The sequence below is a fragment of the Bradyrhizobium sp. HKCCYLRH2060 genome, from assembly GCF_051168135.1.
GTDB lineage: Bacteria > Pseudomonadota > Alphaproteobacteria > Rhizobiales > Xanthobacteraceae > Bradyrhizobium.
In genome coordinates this window covers 283,787-303,482 of record NZ_JBNPUK010000004.1, presented here as the reverse complement: position 1 = coordinate 303,482, position 19,696 = coordinate 283,787, and the positions used below count along the sequence as shown (strand labels likewise).

The 19,696-nt window shown below is 66.4% G+C and carries 17 protein-coding genes and 1 tRNA gene; 5 read left to right on the top strand and 13 right to left on the bottom strand.

The window, feature by feature from the left end; all coding sequences use genetic code 11:
• Positions 1–167 precede the first annotated feature (167 nt).
• A complete protein-coding gene (locus tag ACQR10_RS12170) occupies positions 168–386 on the bottom strand; it encodes a hypothetical protein (protein WP_316216024.1) in 219 nt (72 codons plus the stop codon).
• Positions 387–715: 329 nt separating this feature from the next.
• On the opposite strand from ACQR10_RS12170, the gene ACQR10_RS12165 reads away from it, so the two are divergent.
• Positions 716–1,123, top strand: a complete 408-nt coding sequence (locus ACQR10_RS12165; protein ID WP_315801002.1) for a hypothetical protein — start codon at positions 716–718, stop codon at positions 1,121–1,123.
• 600 nt (positions 1,124–1,723) lie between these two features.
• On the opposite strand, the gene ACQR10_RS12160 is transcribed toward ACQR10_RS12165, so the two are convergent.
• From ACQR10_RS12160 to ACQR10_RS12125, 8 genes are all read right to left on the bottom strand, one after another.
• On the bottom strand, positions 1,724–2,698 hold the full coding sequence (locus ACQR10_RS12160; RefSeq protein ID WP_316216023.1) for an ABC transporter ATP-binding protein: 975 nt from the start codon (positions 2,696–2,698) through the stop codon (positions 1,724–1,726).
• Entirely contained in the window at positions 2,695–3,684 is a 990-nt protein-coding gene (locus ACQR10_RS12155) for an ABC transporter ATP-binding protein (RefSeq protein ID WP_315801004.1), read from the bottom strand. Before ACQR10_RS12155 ends, ACQR10_RS12160 begins: the two co-directional genes overlap by 4 nt.
• 283 nt (positions 3,685–3,967) lie before the next feature.
• Entirely contained in the window at positions 3,968–4,885 is a 918-nt protein-coding gene (locus tag ACQR10_RS12150) for an ABC transporter permease (protein ID WP_315801005.1), read from the bottom strand.
• The gene (locus ACQR10_RS12145; protein ID WP_315801006.1) at positions 4,882–5,823 is read right to left on the bottom strand and encodes an ABC transporter permease; all 942 of its coding nucleotides are present in this window, start codon (positions 5,821–5,823) and stop codon (positions 4,882–4,884) included. Before ACQR10_RS12145 ends, ACQR10_RS12150 begins: the two co-directional genes overlap by 4 nt.
• A gap of 12 nt (positions 5,824–5,835) precedes the next feature.
• Positions 5,836–7,437, bottom strand: coding sequence for an ABC transporter substrate-binding protein (locus tag ACQR10_RS12140; RefSeq protein ID WP_316216022.1), 1,602 nt, complete (start codon positions 7,435–7,437; stop codon positions 5,836–5,838).
• 225 nt (positions 7,438–7,662) lie between these two features.
• The gene (locus tag ACQR10_RS12135) at positions 7,663–8,619 is read right to left on the bottom strand and encodes an N-carbamoyl-D-amino-acid hydrolase (protein WP_316216020.1); all 957 of its coding nucleotides are present in this window, start codon (positions 8,617–8,619) and stop codon (positions 7,663–7,665) included.
• Between the two features lie 75 nt (positions 8,620–8,694).
• Positions 8,695–10,224: an aldehyde dehydrogenase family protein gene (locus tag ACQR10_RS12130; protein ID WP_315801009.1), complete on the bottom strand. Its 1,530-nt coding sequence runs from the start codon at positions 10,222–10,224 to the stop codon at positions 8,695–8,697.
• A gap of 10 nt (positions 10,225–10,234) precedes the next feature.
• A complete protein-coding gene (locus ACQR10_RS12125) occupies positions 10,235–11,116 on the bottom strand; it encodes an NAD(P)-dependent oxidoreductase (RefSeq protein ID WP_316216019.1) in 882 nt (293 codons plus the stop codon).
• 107 nt (positions 11,117–11,223) lie between these two features.
• Between ACQR10_RS12125 and ACQR10_RS12120 the strand changes: the two genes are divergently transcribed.
• Positions 11,224–12,180, top strand: a complete 957-nt coding sequence (locus ACQR10_RS12120; RefSeq protein ID WP_316216018.1) for a LysR family transcriptional regulator — start codon at positions 11,224–11,226, stop codon at positions 12,178–12,180.
• An 83-nt stretch (positions 12,181–12,263) separates the two neighbouring features.
• Positions 12,264–12,587: a hypothetical protein gene (locus ACQR10_RS12115; RefSeq protein ID WP_316216017.1), complete on the top strand. Its 324-nt coding sequence runs from the start codon at positions 12,264–12,266 to the stop codon at positions 12,585–12,587.
• A 137-nt stretch (positions 12,588–12,724) separates the two neighbouring features.
• Here ACQR10_RS12115 and ACQR10_RS12110 read toward each other — a convergent pair.
• The 3 genes from ACQR10_RS12110 to ACQR10_RS12100 form a co-directional block, all read right to left on the bottom strand.
• Positions 12,725–12,798 (bottom strand) — tRNA-Gly (locus tag ACQR10_RS12110).
• A 424-nt stretch (positions 12,799–13,222) separates the two neighbouring features.
• Positions 13,223–13,834, bottom strand: a complete 612-nt coding sequence (locus tag ACQR10_RS12105; protein ID WP_434846301.1) for a TMEM175 family protein — start codon at positions 13,832–13,834, stop codon at positions 13,223–13,225.
• A 159-nt stretch (positions 13,835–13,993) separates the two neighbouring features.
• On the bottom strand, positions 13,994–14,800 hold the full coding sequence (locus ACQR10_RS12100; protein ID WP_316216016.1) for a hypothetical protein: 807 nt from the start codon (positions 14,798–14,800) through the stop codon (positions 13,994–13,996).
• 372 nt (positions 14,801–15,172) lie between these two features.
• Here ACQR10_RS12100 and ACQR10_RS12095 point away from each other — a divergent pair, with 372 nt between their 5' ends.
• The gene (locus ACQR10_RS12095; RefSeq protein WP_434885703.1) at positions 15,173–17,074 is read left to right on the top strand and encodes an acyltransferase family protein; all 1,902 of its coding nucleotides are present in this window, start codon (positions 15,173–15,175) and stop codon (positions 17,072–17,074) included.
• On the opposite strand, the gene ACQR10_RS12090 is transcribed toward ACQR10_RS12095, so the two are convergent.
• Positions 17,071–18,969, bottom strand: a complete 1,899-nt coding sequence (locus tag ACQR10_RS12090) for an acyltransferase family protein (protein WP_316216014.1) — start codon at positions 18,967–18,969, stop codon at positions 17,071–17,073. The genes ACQR10_RS12095 and ACQR10_RS12090 overlap by 4 nt on opposite strands.
• A 234-nt stretch (positions 18,970–19,203) precedes the next feature.
• On the opposite strand from ACQR10_RS12090, the gene ACQR10_RS12085 reads away from it, so the two are divergent.
• Entirely contained in the window at positions 19,204–19,689 is a 486-nt protein-coding gene (locus tag ACQR10_RS12085; protein ID WP_316216120.1) for a hypothetical protein, read from the top strand.
• Positions 19,690–19,696: the final 7 nt, after the last annotated feature.

Below are 19,696 nucleotides of genomic sequence, written 5' to 3'. Positions count from 1 at the left end.
AGGATCAGTCCTCGCTTATAAGGCTCGTGTCAAAATACTGGAGCGCAAGTCTTCCGGACTGATCCAAGTCAACATCGGAAAAGCTCCCGTCGGGCGGCCGGCGGCCGGGCGCAACAGTTCGATCACGTCCCCGATTTATCGCATGTTATTTTGAAGGCGGTAATTGGCTAATGATGCAGCAAATCCTGAGCGATGTTTGCAGAGTTTGGACTTGAGAATGACTTCAGAATCGCCGCGCGACGCGCTTCAATCTCGTTGAGAGGGGCAAGGCGGCCGTCTCTCCAGAATGCGGCGGCAACCGAGGAGGCGAACGTGGCGGCAAAGGCCGAGCAGAACTCCACCATGAAGTCAAAGCTCGCTGCGCGCATCCTGGCAGCGGCAGCCAAGGGTGCACGTGACCCGAACAAGCTGAGAACCGCGGCACTTTTGGGAGACGATGATGTTCGGAACACTGACACACTTCCCATGGGACACAGTCCTCATGATTGGCTCTCAAGCTCAAGCCGGTCTCGCTCGCCACCTGCTCGACGGCTTTGAGGCGCAATGGGATCAGCAGAGCAAGACAAGCGCCACCCAACCGTCGACGCTGGGCGCTTGAGATACCCGATCTTGCGAAGCAGGTCACCGAGACGATGGACTTATGACTTCGTCACAACGCGAACCTGGCAACGTCCACACGCCTGTCGATATGAGTCGGTATGGAGTGAGTTCTGTCATGCTTATCAAGACGGTCACGTTGCATTCTATCACTTATCTTGTAGGCATTACCAGTTCAGTGGCAGTACACCATGCCATCCCCTCGCCGGGCACAGCGACCATCTTCCAATCTGGCACCACTGCAATACGTTATCAGCAGATCGCCAATCGCTCGACCAAAGGCGATAAGTTGCCGATCTGGCAAGCAACGCGTCAACTCAACAACAAAGCACCCGTACAGAGGCCAGCATACACCGTGCCAATTTCCAAATTCGGAAACGACTGTAAACCGCCAATTGATGTCCCTGGCCGCTGCTTTGCAGACGCCGGAGGGTACCGCAAGGTTGCGTCGTCCGCTCCCGCCCCAATTCGCGGCATACCGATTGCATCGAACCAAATCGGTCCTGCCGCGGCGGATCTGGTGTAGTCGTGGTGCAAAGATGACCAATATTCGAGGCGGCGACCTGTCCAATCCTGCAGTATTGAAATCGCTAAGTAGAATCCGCACAGCAAAGCTGCGCCTCGATCGGCCGACGTCGTGCCAGTCCCTAGAGGCCGACCTGTTGTCGCAGATCGCGCTTTGCGACGTTCTGTTGGACGAGATTCAATCGGTCGCTTGCAGCCTAAAGCTGGCGAGAGCCGTACCCGGTGAGCCGATGCCTGGTCGCAACCGGGCGCGGCTGCGATACCGTTCCTCAAAACATGATGGGCAGCGACGGCGCGCGGCGCAGCGATGTTGCGTGCCATCGAAGTTTCGTTCAGTCGCCACGTAGCGCGGATGGGCGCAGCGACATCCCGGTTCACCGACACGACACGTGAGGCCCCGCACGTCGGCTGGCGCCGACGTGTCCCACGCGCCGGCTGTCGCTCATGCGGGCTACGCGCCGCACCGAGATCCGCATGAGAAACGCACCGTCTCTCCTCCGTGATTGGCGCGGCGGTCGCGCATCAAGCTGTCATTGCACCTGCTTAGTGAGCACGCCGCCGCCTTCGGCGGCCGCTTTGCCAATCCTGCGCAAGGACGTAACTACACATTCTCCAAATGGCACGCCACCCACTGGTCCTCGCCTTTCAGCCGCAGCTCGGGAGCCTCTACGCGGCAGCGGTCGAAGGCCAGGGGGCAGCGGGTGTTGAAGCGGCAGCCTTTGGGCGGGTTGACCGGGCTCGGAACGTCGCCCTTGAGGATGATCGGTGAGCGCTCGGCGCCAGGTTCGGGAATGGGCACGGCTGACAGCAGCGCCTTGGTGTAGGGATGACCCGGTGTGGCAAAGATCTGCCGCCTTGGCGCCATCTCGACGATCTTGCCGAGATACATCACCGCGACGCGGTGCGTCATGTGCTCGACGATCGCGAGGTCGTGGCTGATGAACAGCAGCGCCAGGCCGAACTCGCGCTGCAGATCCTGCAGCAGGTTGACGATCTGCGCCTTGACGGAGACGTCGAGCGCGGAGACCGCCTCGTCGCAGACGATCAGGTCCGGCTTGGCGGCGAGCGCGCGGGCGATGCCGATGCGCTGGCGCTGGCCGCCGGAGAATTCGTGCGGCCGGCGATTCACCGCGTCGCGCGGCAGCCGCACGATCTCCATCAGCTCGGCGATGCGCGCGTCGCGCTCCGCGGCGGTCTTCGCGAGGCCGAAATTGTTGATCGGCTCGGCCAGGATGTCGCGGATCCGCATCCGCGGATTGAGGCTGGAGAACGGATCCTGGAAAACGACCTGGACGCGGCGGCGCATCTGGCGCAGGCTGCCAGGGGGAAGATCGTCGATGCGCTGGCCGTCGAGCACGATCTGGCCGGCGGTGACGTCGAACAGCCGCAGGATGGCGCGGCCGACCGTCGACTTGCCGCAGCCGGATTCGCCGACCAGGGAGAGCGTCTCGCCGCGCGCGATCTCGAATGACACGCCGTCGACCGCATGCACCTTGCTCTTGCTGCGGCCGAACAGCCCGCTGGAGATCGGGAAGTGCTTCTTGAGGTCGTTGACCTGGAGCAGCGGCATGGTCATGCGGCAGCCTGCTCCTTGGCGGCGAAATGACAGGCGGCGATGTGGTGCGCGGCCTTCTGCTCCAGCCCCGGCGCATATTGACGGCACAGGTCGGTCGCGAGCGCGCAGCGGCCGGCGAACACGCAGCCTTCGATGCGCTGCTTCAAATCCGGCACTTGGCCAGGAATCTCGGCGAGGCGTTTCGTCTCGCCCGACAGCGACGAGCCGAGCTTGGGCAGCGCGCCGAGCAGGCCCTGCGTGTAGGGGTGGCGGGGGGTGCGGAACAGCTCTTTCACCGGCGCCTCCTCGACCTTGCGCCCGGCATACATCACCATCACGCGCTCGGCGACCTCGGCGACGACGCCGAGATCATGGGTGATCAGGATGATGGCTGCGCCGACGCGCTGCTTCAGCTCCAGCATCAGCTTGAGGATCTGCGCCTGGATGGTGACGTCGAGCGCGGTGGTCGGCTCATCCGCGATCAGGAGCTTTGGATTGCAGGCCAGCGCCATCGCGATCATCACGCGCTGGCGCATGCCGCCGGACAGCTGGTGCGGATATTCGCGCACGCGCCGTGCCGGCTCAGGGATTCCGACCAGCGTCAGCATCTCCACCGCGCGCGCCTCGGCCTGCGCCTGGTCGAGCCCCTGGTGCAGCCGCAGAGTCTCGCCGATCTGGCGGCCGACGGTCAGCACCGGGTTGAGGCTGGTCATCGGCTCCTGGAAGATCATCGAGATGTCGTTGCCGCGGAGCTGACGCATCTCGCGGTCGGACAGCGTCAGGATGTCCCGGCCCTCGAGCAGAATCGAGCCCGCGATCTTGCCCGGCGGCTCCGGAATCAGCCGCATCATCGACATCGAGGTGACGGACTTGCCGCAGCCGGATTCGCCGACGATGGCGAGCGTCTCGCCCGGGTTGACGTGGAAGGAGACGCCGTCGACGGCACGGTTGATGCCGGTCGGCGTACGGAAATGGACCTGGAGGTTCTCGACCTCGAGCAGCGGCATCAGATCGGCCCCCGGCCGCGGTTTGGGGCCTCATGCGGAGACATAGGGGCCTCATGGTTCGAGACGCGTCGCGCATTGCGACTGCCGAATATCACGACCAACTCGGCGCGGCGCTCCTCACCATGAGGCGTTAGCGCCGAGGCCGGTGCTGCACATCGGCGATGAGCAGCGTCGCCATGTGAAATGCTCCCAACCCTCACCCTGAGGAGCCCGCCGAAGGCGGGTGTCTCGAAGGGCCAGGCCCCTGCTCGGACCTCGTGGCTCGCCCGCCTCACTCCGCTGCTCATGGTGATTTGGCCATGCGCGGATCGAGCGCGTCGCGCAGGCCGTCGCCAACGAGGTTGACGGCGAGCACGGTCACCGACAGGAACGCGGCCGGGAAGAACACGATGTAGGGCTTGACCTGCCACAGCGCGCGGCCCTCGGCCATGATGTTGCCCCAGGACGGGATGGTGGGCGGCGTGCCGGCGCCGATGAAGGACAGGATCGCCTCGGTGATCATCGCGCTGGCGCAGATGTAGGTCGCCTGCACCAGCATCGGCGCCATGGTGTTCGGCAGGATGTGGCGCAGGATGACCATCGGCGTGCGCGTGCCCGACGCGACCGCGCCGTCGACATAGGGCTGCTCGCGCAGGGACAACACGACGCCGCGCACGAGTCGTGCGACGCGCGGAATCTCGGCGATGGTGATGGCGAGGATGACATTGCCGACGCTGCCTCGCGTGAGCGCCATCAGCGCTACCGCGAGCAGGATCGGCGGGATCGACATCAACCCGTCCATGCAGCGCATCAGCACGCCGTCGGCCCAGCGCAGGAAGCCGGCGACGAGACCGATCGAAAGGCCGATCAGCGATGCCGCCAGCGCCACCGACAGCCCGACCGTGAGCGAGACGCGCGTGCCATAGAGCACGCGCGAATAGACGTCGCGTCCCAGCGCGTCAGTGCCGAACCAGAAATCCGCCGACGGCAGCCGCGTGCGCTTGGCCGGCGCGATCGCGGTCGGATCGACGGTGAACAGGAACGGCGCGAACACGCCGATGATGACGAGCAGCAACAGCAGCGCGCCGCCGATCGCGACCGTCGGATGGTTGCGCAGGAAGCCGATGGCGCCGCGCCGGATCTTTGGCGCGACCATCAGGTCCGGCAGAACAGGCGCGAGGACGAGGCCCGGCGGCGGCGATGTTGATGTCGTGACGGTCAATAGCGGATCCTCGGGTCGACCAGGGTGTAGGTGATGTCGATCAGGAGATTGACGAGCACGTAGACGAAGCTGAACAAGAGCACGATGCCCTGGATCACCGGATAGTCACGGCGCAGGATGGCATCGATGGTGAGCCGGCCGAGGCCGGGAATGGCGAACACGCTCTCGGTGACGACGGCGCCGCCGATCAGGAGCGCGATGCCGATGCCGACCACGGTGACGATCGGCACAGCGGCGTTCTTCAGCGCGTGGATGAACAGGATGCCGCCCTGCCCCAGCCCCTTGGCGCGGGCGGTGCGGATGTAGTCCTGCTGCAGCACTTCGAGCATCGCGGCGCGGGTGATGCGCGCGATCAGCGCAATGTAGACGCAGCCGAGCGCGACCGCCGGCAGGATCAGGTTCTGCAGCCACGGCCAGAATCCTTGGGACAGCGGCGTGTAGCCCTGCACCGGCAGCCAATCGAACTTCAGCGCAAAGACATAGGCGAGGATGTAGCCGACCACGAACACCGGCACCGAGAAGCCGAACACGGCGAACGCCATGATGATCCGGTCGATCCAGGTGCCGGCCTTCCACGCGGCGATGACGCCGAGCGGCACGGCGATGATGATGGTGAGACACAGCGTCACCATCATCAGCGACAAGGTCGGCTCGATGCGCTGGGCGATCATCGAAGCCACCGGGAGATTGGTGAAGATCGAGGTGCCCAGATCAAAGTGCAGCAGGCGCCACACCCAGCTTCCGAACTGGACCAGGAAAGGCTGGTCCAGCCCGAGATTGGCGCGGATGCGCTCGACATCGGCCGGGCTCGCCTGGTCGCCCGCGATCACCACGGCCGGATCGCCCGGCGCGATGTAGAGCAGGCTGAAGACGAACAGCGCGACGATCGCCATCACCGGCAAGGTCGACAGCACGCGTCGGAGCGCATAAGCGAGCATGGATGTCAGTGCCTATGCGGTCTTCGACACGCCCCAGAACAGCGGGATCGGCCCCTTGGTCACGCCGGAGACGGTCTTGCGCCACGCGGTGTAGCCGAGGAAGAAGCCGGTCGGCGCGAACACGACGTCGTCGATCGCGGCCTTGTTGATGCGCGCGGCGACGGTCTTCTCCTCGTCCAGCGACTTGGCGTTGAACCAGTTGGTGATCTCCTTCTCCACCGGCTCGCTGTTCGGCCAGCCGAACCAGGCCTTGTCGCCGTTGGCGCGCAGCGCGTTGTAGGCAGCCGGATTGATGCAGTCGGCGCCGGCGTGCCAGGTGTGGAACATGTGCCAGCCGCCCTGCGCCGGCGGCGTTTTCAAGGCGCGGCGGGCACCGACCGTGCCCCAGTCGGTCGCGACGAAATCGACGTTCATGCCGAGCTTCTTCAGCAGATCCGCGGTGACGTCGCCGAACGCCTTGGTGATCGGCTGATCCTGCGCGACGAGGCAGGTGATCGGCTCGCCCTTGTAGCCGGCTTCCTCCAGCAGCTTCTTGGCTTTGGCCAGGTCGCGCTTGCCCTTCAGGATATCGCCGCCTTCCTCGGTATAGAGCGGCGTGCCGGGTGTGAACACGCCCGGCAGCGGCTTCCACAGCGCGTTGTCGTCCCCGACCAGCGCGCGCATGTAGTCCTCCTGGCTCATCGCCATCAGGATGGCCTGGCGCGCCTTCACATTGTTGAAGGGCGGATACAGATGATTGATGCGGAACGCACCGACATTGCCGAGGGGATCGCCGATGTCGACGCCGATGTTCTTGTTGCCCTTCAGCACCGGCACGAGATCGGTGATCGGGTTCTCCCACCAGTCGACCTCGCCGTTCTGCAGCGCCGCAGCCGCGGTCGCGGGGTCCGGCATGATCACCCATTCGACGCGGTCGACCAGCACCTGCTTGCCGCCGGCGAGCCACAGCGGCTTCTCCTGGCGCGGCAGGTAGTCGGCGAACTTCTCGAACACGGCTTTCGCACCCGGCACCCACTCGCCCTTGGCAAATTTGAACGGGCCGGAGCCGATATATTCGGACATCTGCTTGAACGGATCGGTCTGCGCGATGCGCTCGGGCATGATGAAGGCGCACGGCGCGTTGCCCTTGCCGAGCGCGAACAGCATCTTCGGATAAGGCTGCTTCAGCACCCATTTGAAGGTCTTGTCGTCGACCGCCGTGAGCTCGTTCTGGATCGCCTTGAGCATCAGGCCCATCGGATCGCGCGCCGACCAGCGCGTGAGGCTGGCGACGACGTCCTTGGCGAGCACCGGCTCGCCGTCGTGGAATTTGAGGCCGGGACGCAGCTTGAAGGTCCAGGTCAGGCCGTCGGAGGACACCTCCTCCGATTCCACCATCTGGCGCTGCGGCACGAACTGATCGTCGATGCCGTACAGCGTATCCCACACCATCGCGGCTGCGTTGCGCACGACATATTGGGTGCCCCAGATCGGATCGAAATTGGCGAGATTGGCCTGTGGCACAAAACGCAAGGTGCGTGCGGCAGCGCCTTGGGCGATCGCCGGCGCCGCAAATCCCGTCAGCGCCAGACCACCCGCGCCCGCCAATCCCTTCAATACCGTTCTGCGATCCATGTTCTCTCCTGATGCAACATGCCCAAGTTCAATTGCCGAAATTGTAAGCAAGGCCCATGCCACGCGTGTGGAGCGCGTTCATTTGAACGCAAATGAGGCATGGGGCGCAAGCCTATCGAAGCCCGGGCGAGCGCAGCGACCCCGGGTTCTCCGAGACTCCTCGTGTGAACCCGCATGTCGCTGCGCTCATGCGGGCTACGGACTTGCGCGCGATTGCCGAACGCATCATGCCTTCCGCACCGGCGAGCCGTCCGCCATCAGCGTCTCGCCCTTGCGCTCGACGATCATGCCGTAAGCGTGCGGCTGGCGATGGACGTCGAAGTTGAAGATCGTCTGCTTGTAGGATCTGCACAAATCGAGGTCACAGCGTGCCAGCGCGATCTCGTCGCCCTTGGTGGCGCAGGCCGCGACGATCTCGCCTGAAGGGGCGATGATGCAGCTGCCGGCGATGTGGTCGATGCCCTCCTCGACGCCGCCCTTGGCGACGCCAATCACCCAGGTGCCGTTCTGATAGGCACCCGACTGCATCACGAGGCGGTTGTGAAACAGCGAAAGGTCGTCATGCTCCGGCGCCGGCGGATTATGCACCGGCGTGTTGTAGCCGATCAGCACCATCTCGACGCCCTGCAGGCCCATCACGCGATAGGTCTCGGGCCAGCGGCGGTCGTTGCAGATCGCCATGCCGATGACGCCGCCAAAGGCGCTGGCGACGCCAAAGCTCTTGCCCGGTTCGAAATAGCGCTTTTCCAGATGCTGGAACTTGCGCCACGGTTCGTGCTCGGCATGTCCCGGCAGATGCACCTTGCGGTATTTCGAGACGACGGTGCCCGTCTTGTCGACAAGAATGGCGGTGTTGTAGCGGTGCACGATGCCGTCCTCGACCGCGAGCTCGGCATAGCCTAAGCAGAAGCCGATGCGCAGATCCTTCGCGAGCGCGAACAAGACTTGCGTCTCCGGCCCCGGCATCTCGCGCTCGAAATATTGATCGATCTCGGCCTGATCGGCCATGTACCAGCGCGGGAAGAACGTCGTCAGCGCGAGCTCGGGATAGACGATCAGGTCGCAGCCATTGGCGTGCGCCTGCCGCATCAACGCCATCAGTCGCGCAACCACCGCGGTCCGTGTTTCGCTCTTGGCAATCGGGCCGAGCTGACCAATGGCGACGTTGACGAAGCGCGGCATGTTTCCGTTCCTTATTTCGGAACTAAGTGGTCGTTCCGTGGCGCGCAGCTCTTGCACCGATCATGCCATGCTTGCTCAGTCGCGCAAGCCCGGCGCGTAGCCGAACGCCACCGCCGGCTCGGCCGCGGTCTCGACCCACACGCTCTTCACCTGCGTGTATTCGTACAGCGCCTCGATGCCGGAGGAGCGGCCATGGCCGCTGTTGTTGTAGCCGCCGAACGGCGAAGCGACGTTGATGGTCTTGTACGCATTGATCCAGAACGTGCCGGCCTTGACCTGTGCTGCGACGCGATGCGCGCGCGCGACGTCCCTGGTCCACACCGCGCCCGCGAGGCCGAACTCGCTGTCATTGGCGATCGCGATCGCCTCCGCCTCGGTATCGAAACGGATCGCGGCGACGACGGGTCCGAACACCTCCTTGCGCGCGATGCCCATGGCGTTGGTGACGTTCTTGAGCACGGTCGGCCTGACGAAATATCCGCCCTCGCCCACGCCGCCGCTCGCGCCGGTGACGATCTCCGCGCCCTCGGCGGCGCCCTCGCGGATCAGCGACAGCACGTGGTCATATTGCCTGGCGTTGTTGATCGGCCCGATCTCGGTCTCCGCCGACAGCGGATCGCCGCATCTGATCTTCGTAGCACCTTGCGCGACCAGATCGACGAAGCGGTCATAGACCGCGCTCTGCACCAGCAGCCTGGAGCCGGCGACGCAGCTCTGGCCGGCACCGCCGAAGATCGCGGCCTGCGCGCCGATGGCGGCGCGTTCGAGGTCCGCATCGGCGAACACGATGTTGGCCGACTTGCCGCCGAGCTCGAGCACCGACGGCAGCAGCCTGCGCGCCGCGGCCTCGCCGATCAGCCGCCCCGTCGGCACCGAGCCGACGAACACGACCTTCTTCACGGCGGGCTGCGCCAGCGCCGCCTGCCCCGTGGTGTGGCCGAGACCCGCGAGCACGTTGACGACGCCCTTCGGCAATCCGGCGCGTTCGGCGATCCCCGCCAGCGCCAGCGAGGTCAGCGGCGTCAGCTCCGACGGCTTCAGCAGCACGGCGTTGCCCATGCTGATCGCCGGTGCGATCTGCCAACCCGCGGTGAAGACCGGCGCGTTCCACGGCGTGATCTGCAGCACCACGCCCATCGGCTCACGGCGCGTGTAGTTGAGATGGCTCGACGGCACCGGGATGACGTCGCCGTGGAATTTGTCGGCCCAGCCGGCATAGTACTCGAACATCTCCGCGACCTTGGCGACTTCGCCTTTGGTATCGCGGATCGGCTTGCCGGCGGACAGCGCTTCCAGATGCGCCAGCGGCTCGGCCGCGGCGAGGATCGCCCGCGCCACCGCCTGCATCACGCGGCCGCGGCCCGCGGCGGTCAGCTTCGCCCACTCCGCCTGCCCCGCCGCGGCAGCAGAAGCCGCCTTGGCCGCGACGTCGGCGCCGGCATCGGCATAGGTGAACAGCAATCGGCCGGTGGCGGGATCGTTGACCGAGACCGTCGCGCCTTCGCCGACGATGACGTCGCCGCCGACATGGGAGCCGACGGCTTTCAGATCCGGCCAGAACGGCAGCGCTGCGGCGCGCAGGCGGGGATCGATGAAATGGGTCATGGCGGTACGCTCACGGCTTCGGCATCGGGCCGAGCTGCAGCTCGACGATGCGGTTGAAATCATCGGCGTCGGCGATGCTCGCGGCGCTGTCGGCCCAGATGCGCGCGGTATCGCTTGCGATCGGCAGCGACAGTCCGAGCTCACCGATGAACTGCGCCGCGAGCCTGACGTCCTTGCGCATCAACTGCATGGTGAAGCCGGAATCGAAGGCGCCGTTGAGAATCCAATTGGGCACGTTGACGAGCGTGACGCCGGAGCGGCCGGAGCCGGCATTCAGGCCTTCGAGCAGCCGCCCGGCATCGACACCCGCCGCATCAGCGATGCGCAGTGCCTCCGCGGCGGTCAGCAGATGGGCGGCGCAGAGCAGATTGTTGACGATCTTGGCAACGTTGCCGGCGCCGACGCCGCCGACATGGACGCGCTTGGCGCTCATCCGCTCCAGCACCGGCAGCACACGCGCGAGGTCGTCCTCATCGGCCCCGATCACCATGGTCATGGTGCCCGTCGCCGCCCCCTTTGGGCCACCGCTGACGGGCGCATCGACGAAGCCCATGCCGCGCGCCTTGAGAACGGCCGCAAGCCGGCGCGAGGTCTCGGGATGCGAGGTCGAGGTATCGACGATGACGACGCCGGCCCTGGCATGCGCGAGGATGCCGCCGGGGCCTTCCACGGCATCGGCGACGATCCCGGCGGTCGGCAGCGACAGGATCACGATGTCGGCTGCGGCGATCACGCCGCCGATGCCGTCGGCAACAGCGATGCCCTCGGCCGCCAGCGCTGCGCGCGTCGCGGCGAGCGCGTCGTAGCCGGTGACGGCAAAGCCGGCGCTCTTCAGCGTCAGCGCCATGCCGCGCCCCATCCTGCCAAGTCCGATGATGCCAACAGCGGTCACGAAGCCTCCTGCCCGATTTGCCCCGCCAGCGTAACCGCGCGATTCCGGGGCAGACATCAGCGCCCTCCACCGCTAGTGTTGACCTCTAGTCAACGCTGTCGGAAGCCATGTCCGCCCTGCTCGATCACCACCGCCTGCACTATCTGCACGAGACGATCCGCCTCGGCTCGGTGCGCGCCGCCGCCGAAGCGCTCGACGTCAACGCGTCGGTGATCAGCCGGCAGATCGCGCTGCTGGAGAACGAGCTCGGCCTCACTTTGCTCGAGCGCCTCAGCCGCGGCATCCGCGCCACCGCGGCCGGCGCGCTGCTGGTCGAGCGCTTCCGGCAATGGCAGGCCGACCAGGCCGACACCGTCGCCAAGCTGCGCGAATTGCAGGGGCTCAAGCGCGGCCATGTCGACATCGTGCTCGGCGAGGGTTTCGTCAGCGATCTCATGTCCGGCCCGCTCAGCCGGTTCTGGCAGCGCCATCCCGACCTCACGATGTCGTTCGACCTCGCCGGCACCAACGAGGTCGTCAATGCCGTTGCCGAGGATCGCCATCACATCGGCCTGGTGTTCAATCCATCAGCCGATCCGCGCATCCGGATCGCCACCGCGAGCCGCCAACCGCTCTGCGCGATCATGCCGCCGGACCACGCGCTGGCGCGGCTCGGCCGTCCCCTGCGCCTGCGCGAGCTCGCCGACCATCCGCTCGGCCTGATGCATGCGAGCTACGGCACGCGTCAGATCGTGGCGATGGCGGAGGCCGCCGAGCGCATCGCTCTGTCGCCGAAGCTCACCACCAGCTCGATCAACGTGCTCCGCCACTTCGTCAAGGGCGGCCTCGGCCTGACGCTCCTGCCCGCCTTCGCGATCGCCGCCGATCTTGCCGACGGCTCGCTCGCCGCGGTGCCGGTCGACAACCGCCTGCTGTCGTCGAGCGAAGCCTGCGTCATCACCCGGCGCGGCCGCGAGCTGCCGCATGCCGCCAGCCATCTGCTGCGCTTTCTCAGCGGCCAGATGCGGGCGTTCCGGGTCGGCGGAGCCGCCGGCAAGACCAGGACACGCGGCGCCGGACGTTGATCCGCGCCGATCATCACGGATCGTTTCCGGTTGCGCTGGCACAGGGGTTGAGATTGGATGTTGCAATTTCGGGAGTCGATCTCATGCGCCACGTTCTCGCGATCGCTTTCGGCCTGTGGGCGGCGACAGCAGCTCAGGCCGAGACCTGCCAGCTCATCGGCAACCAGATCCTGTGCGACGACGGGACGTCGGGGCAGCGGATCGGCAACAATACCTATTGGAACGACGGCTCCTCGTCGCAGCAGATCGGGCGCTTCACCTACAACAACGACGGCAGCAGCTCGCAGCAGATCGGCAATCACACCTACTACAGCGATGGCACGTCGGCGCATACGATCGGAAACACGACCTATTTCAGCGACGGCAGGACGTGCCGGCGGATGGGCAATCGCGTCGCTTGCGACTGATCGGCCGGACCGGCTGGGGAGTCTGCACCGACGACCAGGGAAACCGACGTCCCCAGAAGATTGGGACTGCGACATCGCGTGAGCGCCCCATGACGAGGATCGCTTCTGGTCGGATGACGGAGTGGCCGCGGAAGCCTTGGAGCGGGTGAAGGGAATCGAACCCTCGTATTCAGCTTGGAAGGCTGCTGCTCTACCATTGAGCTACACCCGCATCGGGGCGTTCCCTAACATGGTCCGCGGCGGCTCTCAACCTCTTCGCCACGGGGTCTGGAGGCGGATGCATCGGGATCCGCGGTTGGAACGGCCGGAATCGAGCGGAATCCGCGACCCGAGCCGCAGCGCAGCACGACGGCGGCGGCTGGTGGGTTCCGTAATCGGCCCCCCCTACCCTCGCGGCCCGGACCATCCTATATTCCGGTCACCATCAACAACGAAAGGAGGTGATCCAGTGTCTTTCACCAAGCGCTGTCACCTCGCTGGGATCGCCCGCTGAGCGGCTCTTCATGAGCGACGTGTGAGCGCATGATTCGTCAGCGTTTCAGCGCCATCGCGGCTCGGCAACGGGGCGGTCTCGGCCCTGGACCAGCGAGTTCAAGAACGGAAGCGCGGCGGGTCTCACGGCCCGCCGCGTTTTTTTACGGCAGCTCCGCCTGCTCGCCGGCCAGCGCCGCCGGCGGGCTGCGGACGAACCGCCGCGCCAGGAAGCCGCCGAAGCCGAGCATCCAGAAATACTGCACGTACTCCGGGGCAATCGCCGCGATGACGATGCCCGGCACGAACACGATCACGGGAAAGATCGCGCCGGCGATTTCGGCATGGCGGCCGCTGGGAAGCGCGAGCCACCACAGCGCGGCGTTCAGCGACGCAATGATCGTCAGATGCAGGCCATAGAGGACGGCCACCGCGCTGCTCAGCCTGTAGCCGCCGTAGAGCCCGTTGGTCACCGGCAGCAGCACGATCGACAACAGGAAGAACAGATTCAGGATGACCACGGGCCGGCCCGCGAACGGCTGCCGGGCCAGCCGCCGGTGGTGGCTGATCCAGAACACGCCGGCGATGATGAAGCTGAGGACCAGCCCGGCGAGCCGCCCGGAATAGGTGTGCACCAGGTCGATCCAACCGGGCATATGCGCGAAATTGGGCTTCGGCAGGTCGTAGGCGAGAAGCGTCATCGCAACACCGAAGATGGTGTTGGAGAGCGATTCCAGCCGGCGCATCTCGAACAGGTCGGACTGAGGCTCTGCCATGTCGAATCGGAAGCAACCGCGGCGAGGGACGGAGATGAGGACTCCGGTTCTATAGCAGCTCCGGCGCCGCGCTGCTCGACTTCGCTGCCGCCCTTGGGCGGCAGGCCGTCACGTCACTCGCCGCCGGCCTCCAGACCACCGGCCCTCGAGCGTCAGCGCTCACCGGCAGGCATAGGTGTGGCCATCGAAGCCGCGATAGCTGTGCGTCGCCGGATTGTAGCTGCGGAATTGGACGCAGGCCGGCAGTCCCGCGGTGCGCAGTCGCGGCCTGCCCTCCGCCTGCAGCCGGGCCGAGGCCGGGGTTGCGGTGGCAGGCCTTGCCATCACGATCATCGGCCGGCTGGCGACCATGCGCGATGTCCTGCCGGCATCCTTGGCCGCTGCATCCCTGGCGGCGACCACAACGGCCTGCGCCTGGGCCGCCTTGCCGGATGACGGTTTGCCCGATGGGGCGCCGGCTGGGGATGGCGTCGTCGCAGGCGGATTGGCCGCGACCATCTTGGGAGAGGACGGCTTGGCAGAGGACGACTTGGCAGAGGACGGCCTGGTCGCTGGCGCCGCCATCGATGGCGATTTCACGGACGGCTTGGTCAGGGAAGGCTTGCCGGCGACTGGCTCTGCCGCGGCAGCTTTCTGAACCGCATCCTGCTTGTCCGTAACTGCGGCCTGCTTCGGCTCAGCCGACGCGGTGGGTATCGTCGCAACCGCTTCCGCAGCCGCGGCAGGCTTGACCTCGGGACCGGCCGGAATGTCGGCGCTGGCCGCCTGGCTCGGAACGGATGGCGCGGGATCGACCGACGCGGTCTTGTCGTCGGCTGGGGTCTTGTCCTCGGCGACGGGCGCCTCGACCGGCTTCTTGATCAGCTTCTTGCAGTCCAGCGGGAACACCAGCTCGCCCGATGCCGTCAACCCGATCGGCTCGCATCCGCCGAACGGCCCGCTCTCCTTGCCCTGATCCTTGGCCACCTCGCCTGCGGGTGGTGAGGAGCCGCCGGGCTCGGCGCTTCGCGCAAGCGAAACGCCAACCACAACCTGAAATAGAACAACGCCGCACAACAATCCGGCCCGGCCGGCCTTCTGCCCCAATGTACGCATGACACGCTCGCTCGACGCATGAACTCCGGCAAGGCCATCACGCCATTGAGGCAAGTCTGTGAAGGCAAGCCGCGGATTCCCGCTGCGATCTCAATTCGATGGCATTGTGTCCTGTTTGCACGACCAACGGTGCCGCAGGAATCCCTCAATGCGGTTGCAATCGGAGCCTACCAGGGTCGCCTGCGTGCAGTGACCGTCGGGAATTGACGGCCGCCGCCAGATGCGAGCGTCCGGACAGAACCCTTGAGCGCAACCGGCTATCGTCCCGACATCGACTGCCTGCGCGGCTTCGCAGTGATCTCGGTGATCGCGTTCCACTACGACATCTCGCCGTTTCGCAGCGGCTATGTCGGCGTCGACATATTCTTCGTCATCTCGGGCTTCCTGATCACGCGGATCATTCATGCGGAGGTGCAGACCGGAACGTTCTCGTTCGCGGCGTTCTACCGGCGCCGCGCCCGGCGCATCCTGCCGGCGGCCCTGGCGATGCTGTGCGTGACCCTGCTCGCCGCCAGCGTGATCCTGTTGCCTGGGGACGCGGTGGCGGTGGCGCAGCAGGCGCTGGCCGTGCTCGTCTTCTGCTCCAACATCCTGCTGTGGTCACAGCAGGGCTATTTCGACGCCGCCGCCATCACCAAGCCGCTGCTGCACACCTGGTCGCTCGGGGTCGAGGAGCAGTACTATCTGCTGTTTCCCATGCTGGCGCTCGCCGCCTTCGCGCTGCGGCGGCCGCTGATGCTTGCGAGCTTCGCCGGGCTTTGCGCGACCTCGTTCCTGCTCTGCTTGATCCAGACCCGGCTGCAGCCCGCCGCCGCGTTCTTTCTGTTGCCGGCCCGGGTCTGGGAGCTCGCGCTGGGCGCGCTGCTGGCCGTGGAAGCCCTGCCGGCGCCGCACAGCCAGTGGCTCAGGATCACTGTGGCCGCACTGGGCTGGATCGCGCTCGGCGCCGCCGTCAACCTGTTCTCGCCGCACACGCCCTATCCCGGCACGGCCGCGCTGCTGCCGTGCCTCGGCGCCGCCGCCGTGATCTGGGCCAACCCGTCCCCGAGCAAGGCCGTGCTGACCGCGGTCAAACCGATGATCGCGGTCGGGCTGTGGTCCTACTCGCTCTATCTCTGGCACTGGCCCGTCGTCTCGCTGGCGACGGCGGTCTGGGGTCCGCCGAGCTCTATTCAGCACAAGCTGGCGCTGCTCGGCGCCTGCACCGCGATGGCGCTGACGAGCTTCTATCTGATCGAGCAGCCGGCGAGGCAGGCGCAGTCGCCGGTCACGGCGCGCGCGCTGGTCGCGAGCGCATCGGTCGTGCTGCTGGCCTCACTCGCGATCATCGGGCTTGCCGGATTTCCCGCCCGCTTCTCGCCGCAGGAGCGGATGCTGGCGGAATTCATCAGCTACGATCATCAGTCCGCCTATGAGAGCGGCACCTGCTTCCTCGATCCGGGCCAGACCTTCGAGGCGTTGCAGCCGTCGTGCCTTGCCAAAGGCCCGCGCCCGCGCATCCTGGTGTGGGGCGACAGCCACGCCGCTCACCTCATCCCTGGCCTGAAGCGAGCCCTGCCCCAGGCCTCGCTGCTGCGCGCCAGCCTCGCGCAATGCGTTCCTCACGCCGAAGCAGGCCAGTCCGCCGCCTGTGCGGATTTCAACCGCCGGCTGCCACTTCTGGTGCGCGAGCTCACACCCGACATCGTCGTTCTCTCGGGCAATTGGACGCGCACCGCGATGACGCCGGCCGCACAGGCGAGCCTGCTCGCCACGATCAAGGCGATCACGGACAACGGCAGCAAGGTGGTGGTGGTCGGGCCGAGCCCGCAGTTCGACCGCCCACTGCCGCATCTGCTGATTGCCGCGAAGCGCTTCGGCGTCTCGACCGACGGGCACATGCTGGATGGTCTCGGCGAGGTCGACGGCTTCATGCGTGTTCTGCTGAAGGATTCAGCGCGGACCGACTACGTCTCGCTGCTCGCGCTGCTGTGCCCGGCCGGAGATTGCGCGCTCCAGACCCCAGACGGCGCGCCGCTCGCCTGGGACGGTGGCCATCTTACGGCGCAGGGTTCGGAGCTCGCAGGGCCACGGATCGTCGCGGCGTCGCGGGCATTGGCCGCGGCCGCAAGCGCGCCGCAACTGACGGCGAACAGCGCCAACTAGTCGTCCGACAGGAACCTCGCGAACACCGGCGCGGCGCGCTCGCCCATGCGCTGGGCCCCGGCCACGGTGAAATGGCCGGCATCCTGGAACAGCCACACGCCATGCTCGACGACCGGGCAATCCTGGTCGCAATAGACCTCCGAGGGCCTGAGCAGCGTCACCTTGGCGAGCGGCCTGATCGCCTCCGACAGGACGGCGTCGATGACGCGGTTGGTCGCGATTGCCTCGCTCTTCGGCACGGCATCGCACGGCTTGGCGGGCGCGTGCCAGCGCGGCCCCGGCAGCATGCGCAACTGATCGAAGGCGCAATTCACCGGACGGACCTGGCCGCCGACGACGAGGAAATGCCGGCCGGGCCGGTCGAGCAGACGGATAGTCTCGGCGAGATGACCGGCGACCGCGGCGTTGCGGGTCCGCGCCGCCGGCCCATCACCGAGATCGAGATAGTGCTGCCATGCCTGCCCGATCACGACGAAATCGGCCGGCGACTGCCGGATCCGCGGCAGCTCGCTGTCGCGCAGCTCGGCGCAGACCTGGGCGCGAGGTCCCTCGGCGGTGAGCCCCGCGAGGGTGGGACATCCGCTCATGGTGGAGACGTGCCCGATCATGCCGCGCGCCTTCAGCGTCGCATCGAGCGCGGCGACATATTGCTGGACGTAGGAATCGCCGAGCAGCTCGACGCCGCGCGTGCCCTCGAGATCGCCGAACGCGCACAGCCGGCCGACGGCGCGGCCGCATTTGTTGAGGCCGAAGCCCTGCAGCTGGAACAGCGCGAGCTGATCGTCGGGCAGCCGCGACACGACGCCGTTGGCGCGGAAAGTGACGTGGGTGAGCGCGGCACCGACGATAAGCACCGTTGCAAAGCTCGCCACCTGCGCGACGCGCGGCCACGGCAACCGCCGCAGCGGCCGCTCGACGATGGCGAACATCAGCGTGGTCAGCACTGCCATCAGCGCGAGCTGCGCTGCCAGTCCCGCCGCGGTCTGCGCCGCATCGCCGAAGATGAAGCGGACGAAGAAGATCACCGGCCAGTGCACGAGATAGAGCGAATAGGACGCGGCGCCGATGGCGCGCACCGGGTGAGCCATCACCAGCGACGTCGGGGCATTGGCCGCAATGATGACGGCCGTGGCGATGCAGGGCAGCAGCGCGGCGACGCCTGCCTGGGACTGATAGTAGCCGATGAGGAGAAGGCTGCCGAACAACAGAACATCACCGCAGGCGGCGGCGAGAGAGCGGGCGCGCGGCGACGCTGCCAGGCGAGCCTCGAGCGGAATGGCGAGCGCGCCGATGGCGAATTCGAACACCCGGAATGGCGTCAGGAAGAACACGGCGTCCGGATCGCGCGATGACCAGAGTGCGGCCGCGGCAAGGGACAACAACCCGATCGCGGCAATGGCGCGGAACACATGTCGGCGCGTGCCGAGCCACATCAGCAGCAGCGGCGCCAGCGCGTAGAATTGGACCTCCGCCGACAGCGACCACAGGTGCAGCAGCGGCAACTCATCCGCGCTCGGCGCGAAATAGGCGCTGGCCTCGCGCCAATACTGGATGTTGGCGATGGAGAGCAGCCCATGCGTCGCCTCCTTGGCGAGCTGGCGCAGGGCTTCCGGCGACAGGAACAGCCAGCCGACCGCGAACGTGGCCGCAATGGTTACAACCAGCGCCGGCAGGATGCGCCGTGCCCGCCGCAGATAGAACTCCGACAGCGAGAAGCGCCGGGCGCCGACATCGCGCAGGATCTGCCCGGTGATGAGATAGCCGGAGATGACGAAGAAGATGTCGACGCCGGCATAGCCGGCCGAGAAGCCGGTGATCTTCAAATGGAAGAGAACGACGATGACGACAGCGATCGCCCGGAGGGCATTGATGTCAGCCCGATGACTGCGTTCCAATGTCGTCCACTCCGCGCATTCCTCGAGGCGGACGAGTTGCGCAGACACGGATGGCAACAGCGGGAAACAGTCATGACGTCATCGGACCCATCCGATGACACCGCGCCGGCGATGCCGTGGCGGACGTGAAGGAAGTTTGCTGGAGTCGGCCGCAAGTTCGGCAATCCGTTGAACGATCAGCTCGAATACGGCAATCTGGCGGCGCTGAGGGACAATGCGGGGCTGAGGGCGGTGATGAACCTGTTGCGAGGAGAATGGCGGTCAGCGTTCGCGGGACTGGCCGTCACGGCGCTGCTGGCGGCGGCCACCGCCTCCTCGGCGCAAGCCCAGACGCCGGCTCCCGGCGCTTCAGCTCCCGCGCCTGCTCCCGCTCAGACCACGGTCGAGCGCAACGCCAAGGGCGTCGCCGGCAAGCCGATCCAGGTCGGCATCTATCTCAACGTCCAGCCCGACTGCTCATCCGGGCCCCTTCCCGCCATCCGCCTGGTGACGCCGCCGGGCAACGGCACCGTCACGATCAAGCGCGGCAAGGTCAGTGCCACCAACTACAAGCAGTGCCTCGCCCTGGAAGTGCCGGGCTTCATCGCCTTCTACCAATCGAAGGCCGATTTCGCCGGCACCGACACGGTGACGCTCGAGGTCAAGTTCCCGCAGGGCCGCACCGAAGTGCAGCGGATCATGATCAACGTCGGCGTCGGGCCGGCGGGGCAGAAGATCTGAGCCGCAA

What these genes read in the sequence shown, in the direction of transcription:
- ACQR10_RS12165 (WP_315801002.1), top strand. Translation starts at nt 716, where the DNA reads ATGCTTATCAAGACGGTCACGTTGCATTCTATCACTTATCTTGTAGGC.
- ACQR10_RS12160 (WP_316216023.1), bottom strand. Translation starts at nt 2,698, where the DNA reads ATGACCATGCCGCTGCTCCAGGTCAACGACCTCAAGAAGCACTTCCCG.
- ACQR10_RS12155 (WP_315801004.1), bottom strand. Translation starts at nt 3,684, where the DNA reads ATGCCGCTGCTCGAGGTCGAGAACCTCCAGGTCCATTTCCGTACGCCG.
- ACQR10_RS12145 (WP_315801006.1), bottom strand. Translation starts at nt 5,823, where the DNA reads ATGCTCGCTTATGCGCTCCGACGCGTGCTGTCGACCTTGCCGGTGATG.
- ACQR10_RS12140 (WP_316216022.1), bottom strand. Translation starts at nt 7,437, where the DNA reads ATGGATCGCAGAACGGTATTGAAGGGATTGGCGGGCGCGGGTGGTCTG.
- ACQR10_RS12135 (WP_316216020.1), bottom strand. Translation starts at nt 8,619, where the DNA reads ATGCCGCGCTTCGTCAACGTCGCCATTGGTCAGCTCGGCCCGATTGCC.
- ACQR10_RS12130 (WP_315801009.1), bottom strand. Translation starts at nt 10,224, where the DNA reads ATGACCCATTTCATCGATCCCCGCCTGCGCGCCGCAGCGCTGCCGTTC.
- ACQR10_RS12120 (WP_316216018.1), top strand. Translation starts at nt 11,224, where the DNA reads ATGTCCGCCCTGCTCGATCACCACCGCCTGCACTATCTGCACGAGACG.
- ACQR10_RS12115 (WP_316216017.1), top strand. Translation starts at nt 12,264, where the DNA reads ATGCGCCACGTTCTCGCGATCGCTTTCGGCCTGTGGGCGGCGACAGCA.
- ACQR10_RS12105 (WP_434846301.1), bottom strand. Translation starts at nt 13,834, where the DNA reads ATGGCAGAGCCTCAGTCCGACCTGTTCGAGATGCGCCGGCTGGAATCG.
- ACQR10_RS12085 (WP_316216120.1), top strand. Translation starts at nt 19,204, where the DNA reads ATGAACCTGTTGCGAGGAGAATGGCGGTCAGCGTTCGCGGGACTGGCC.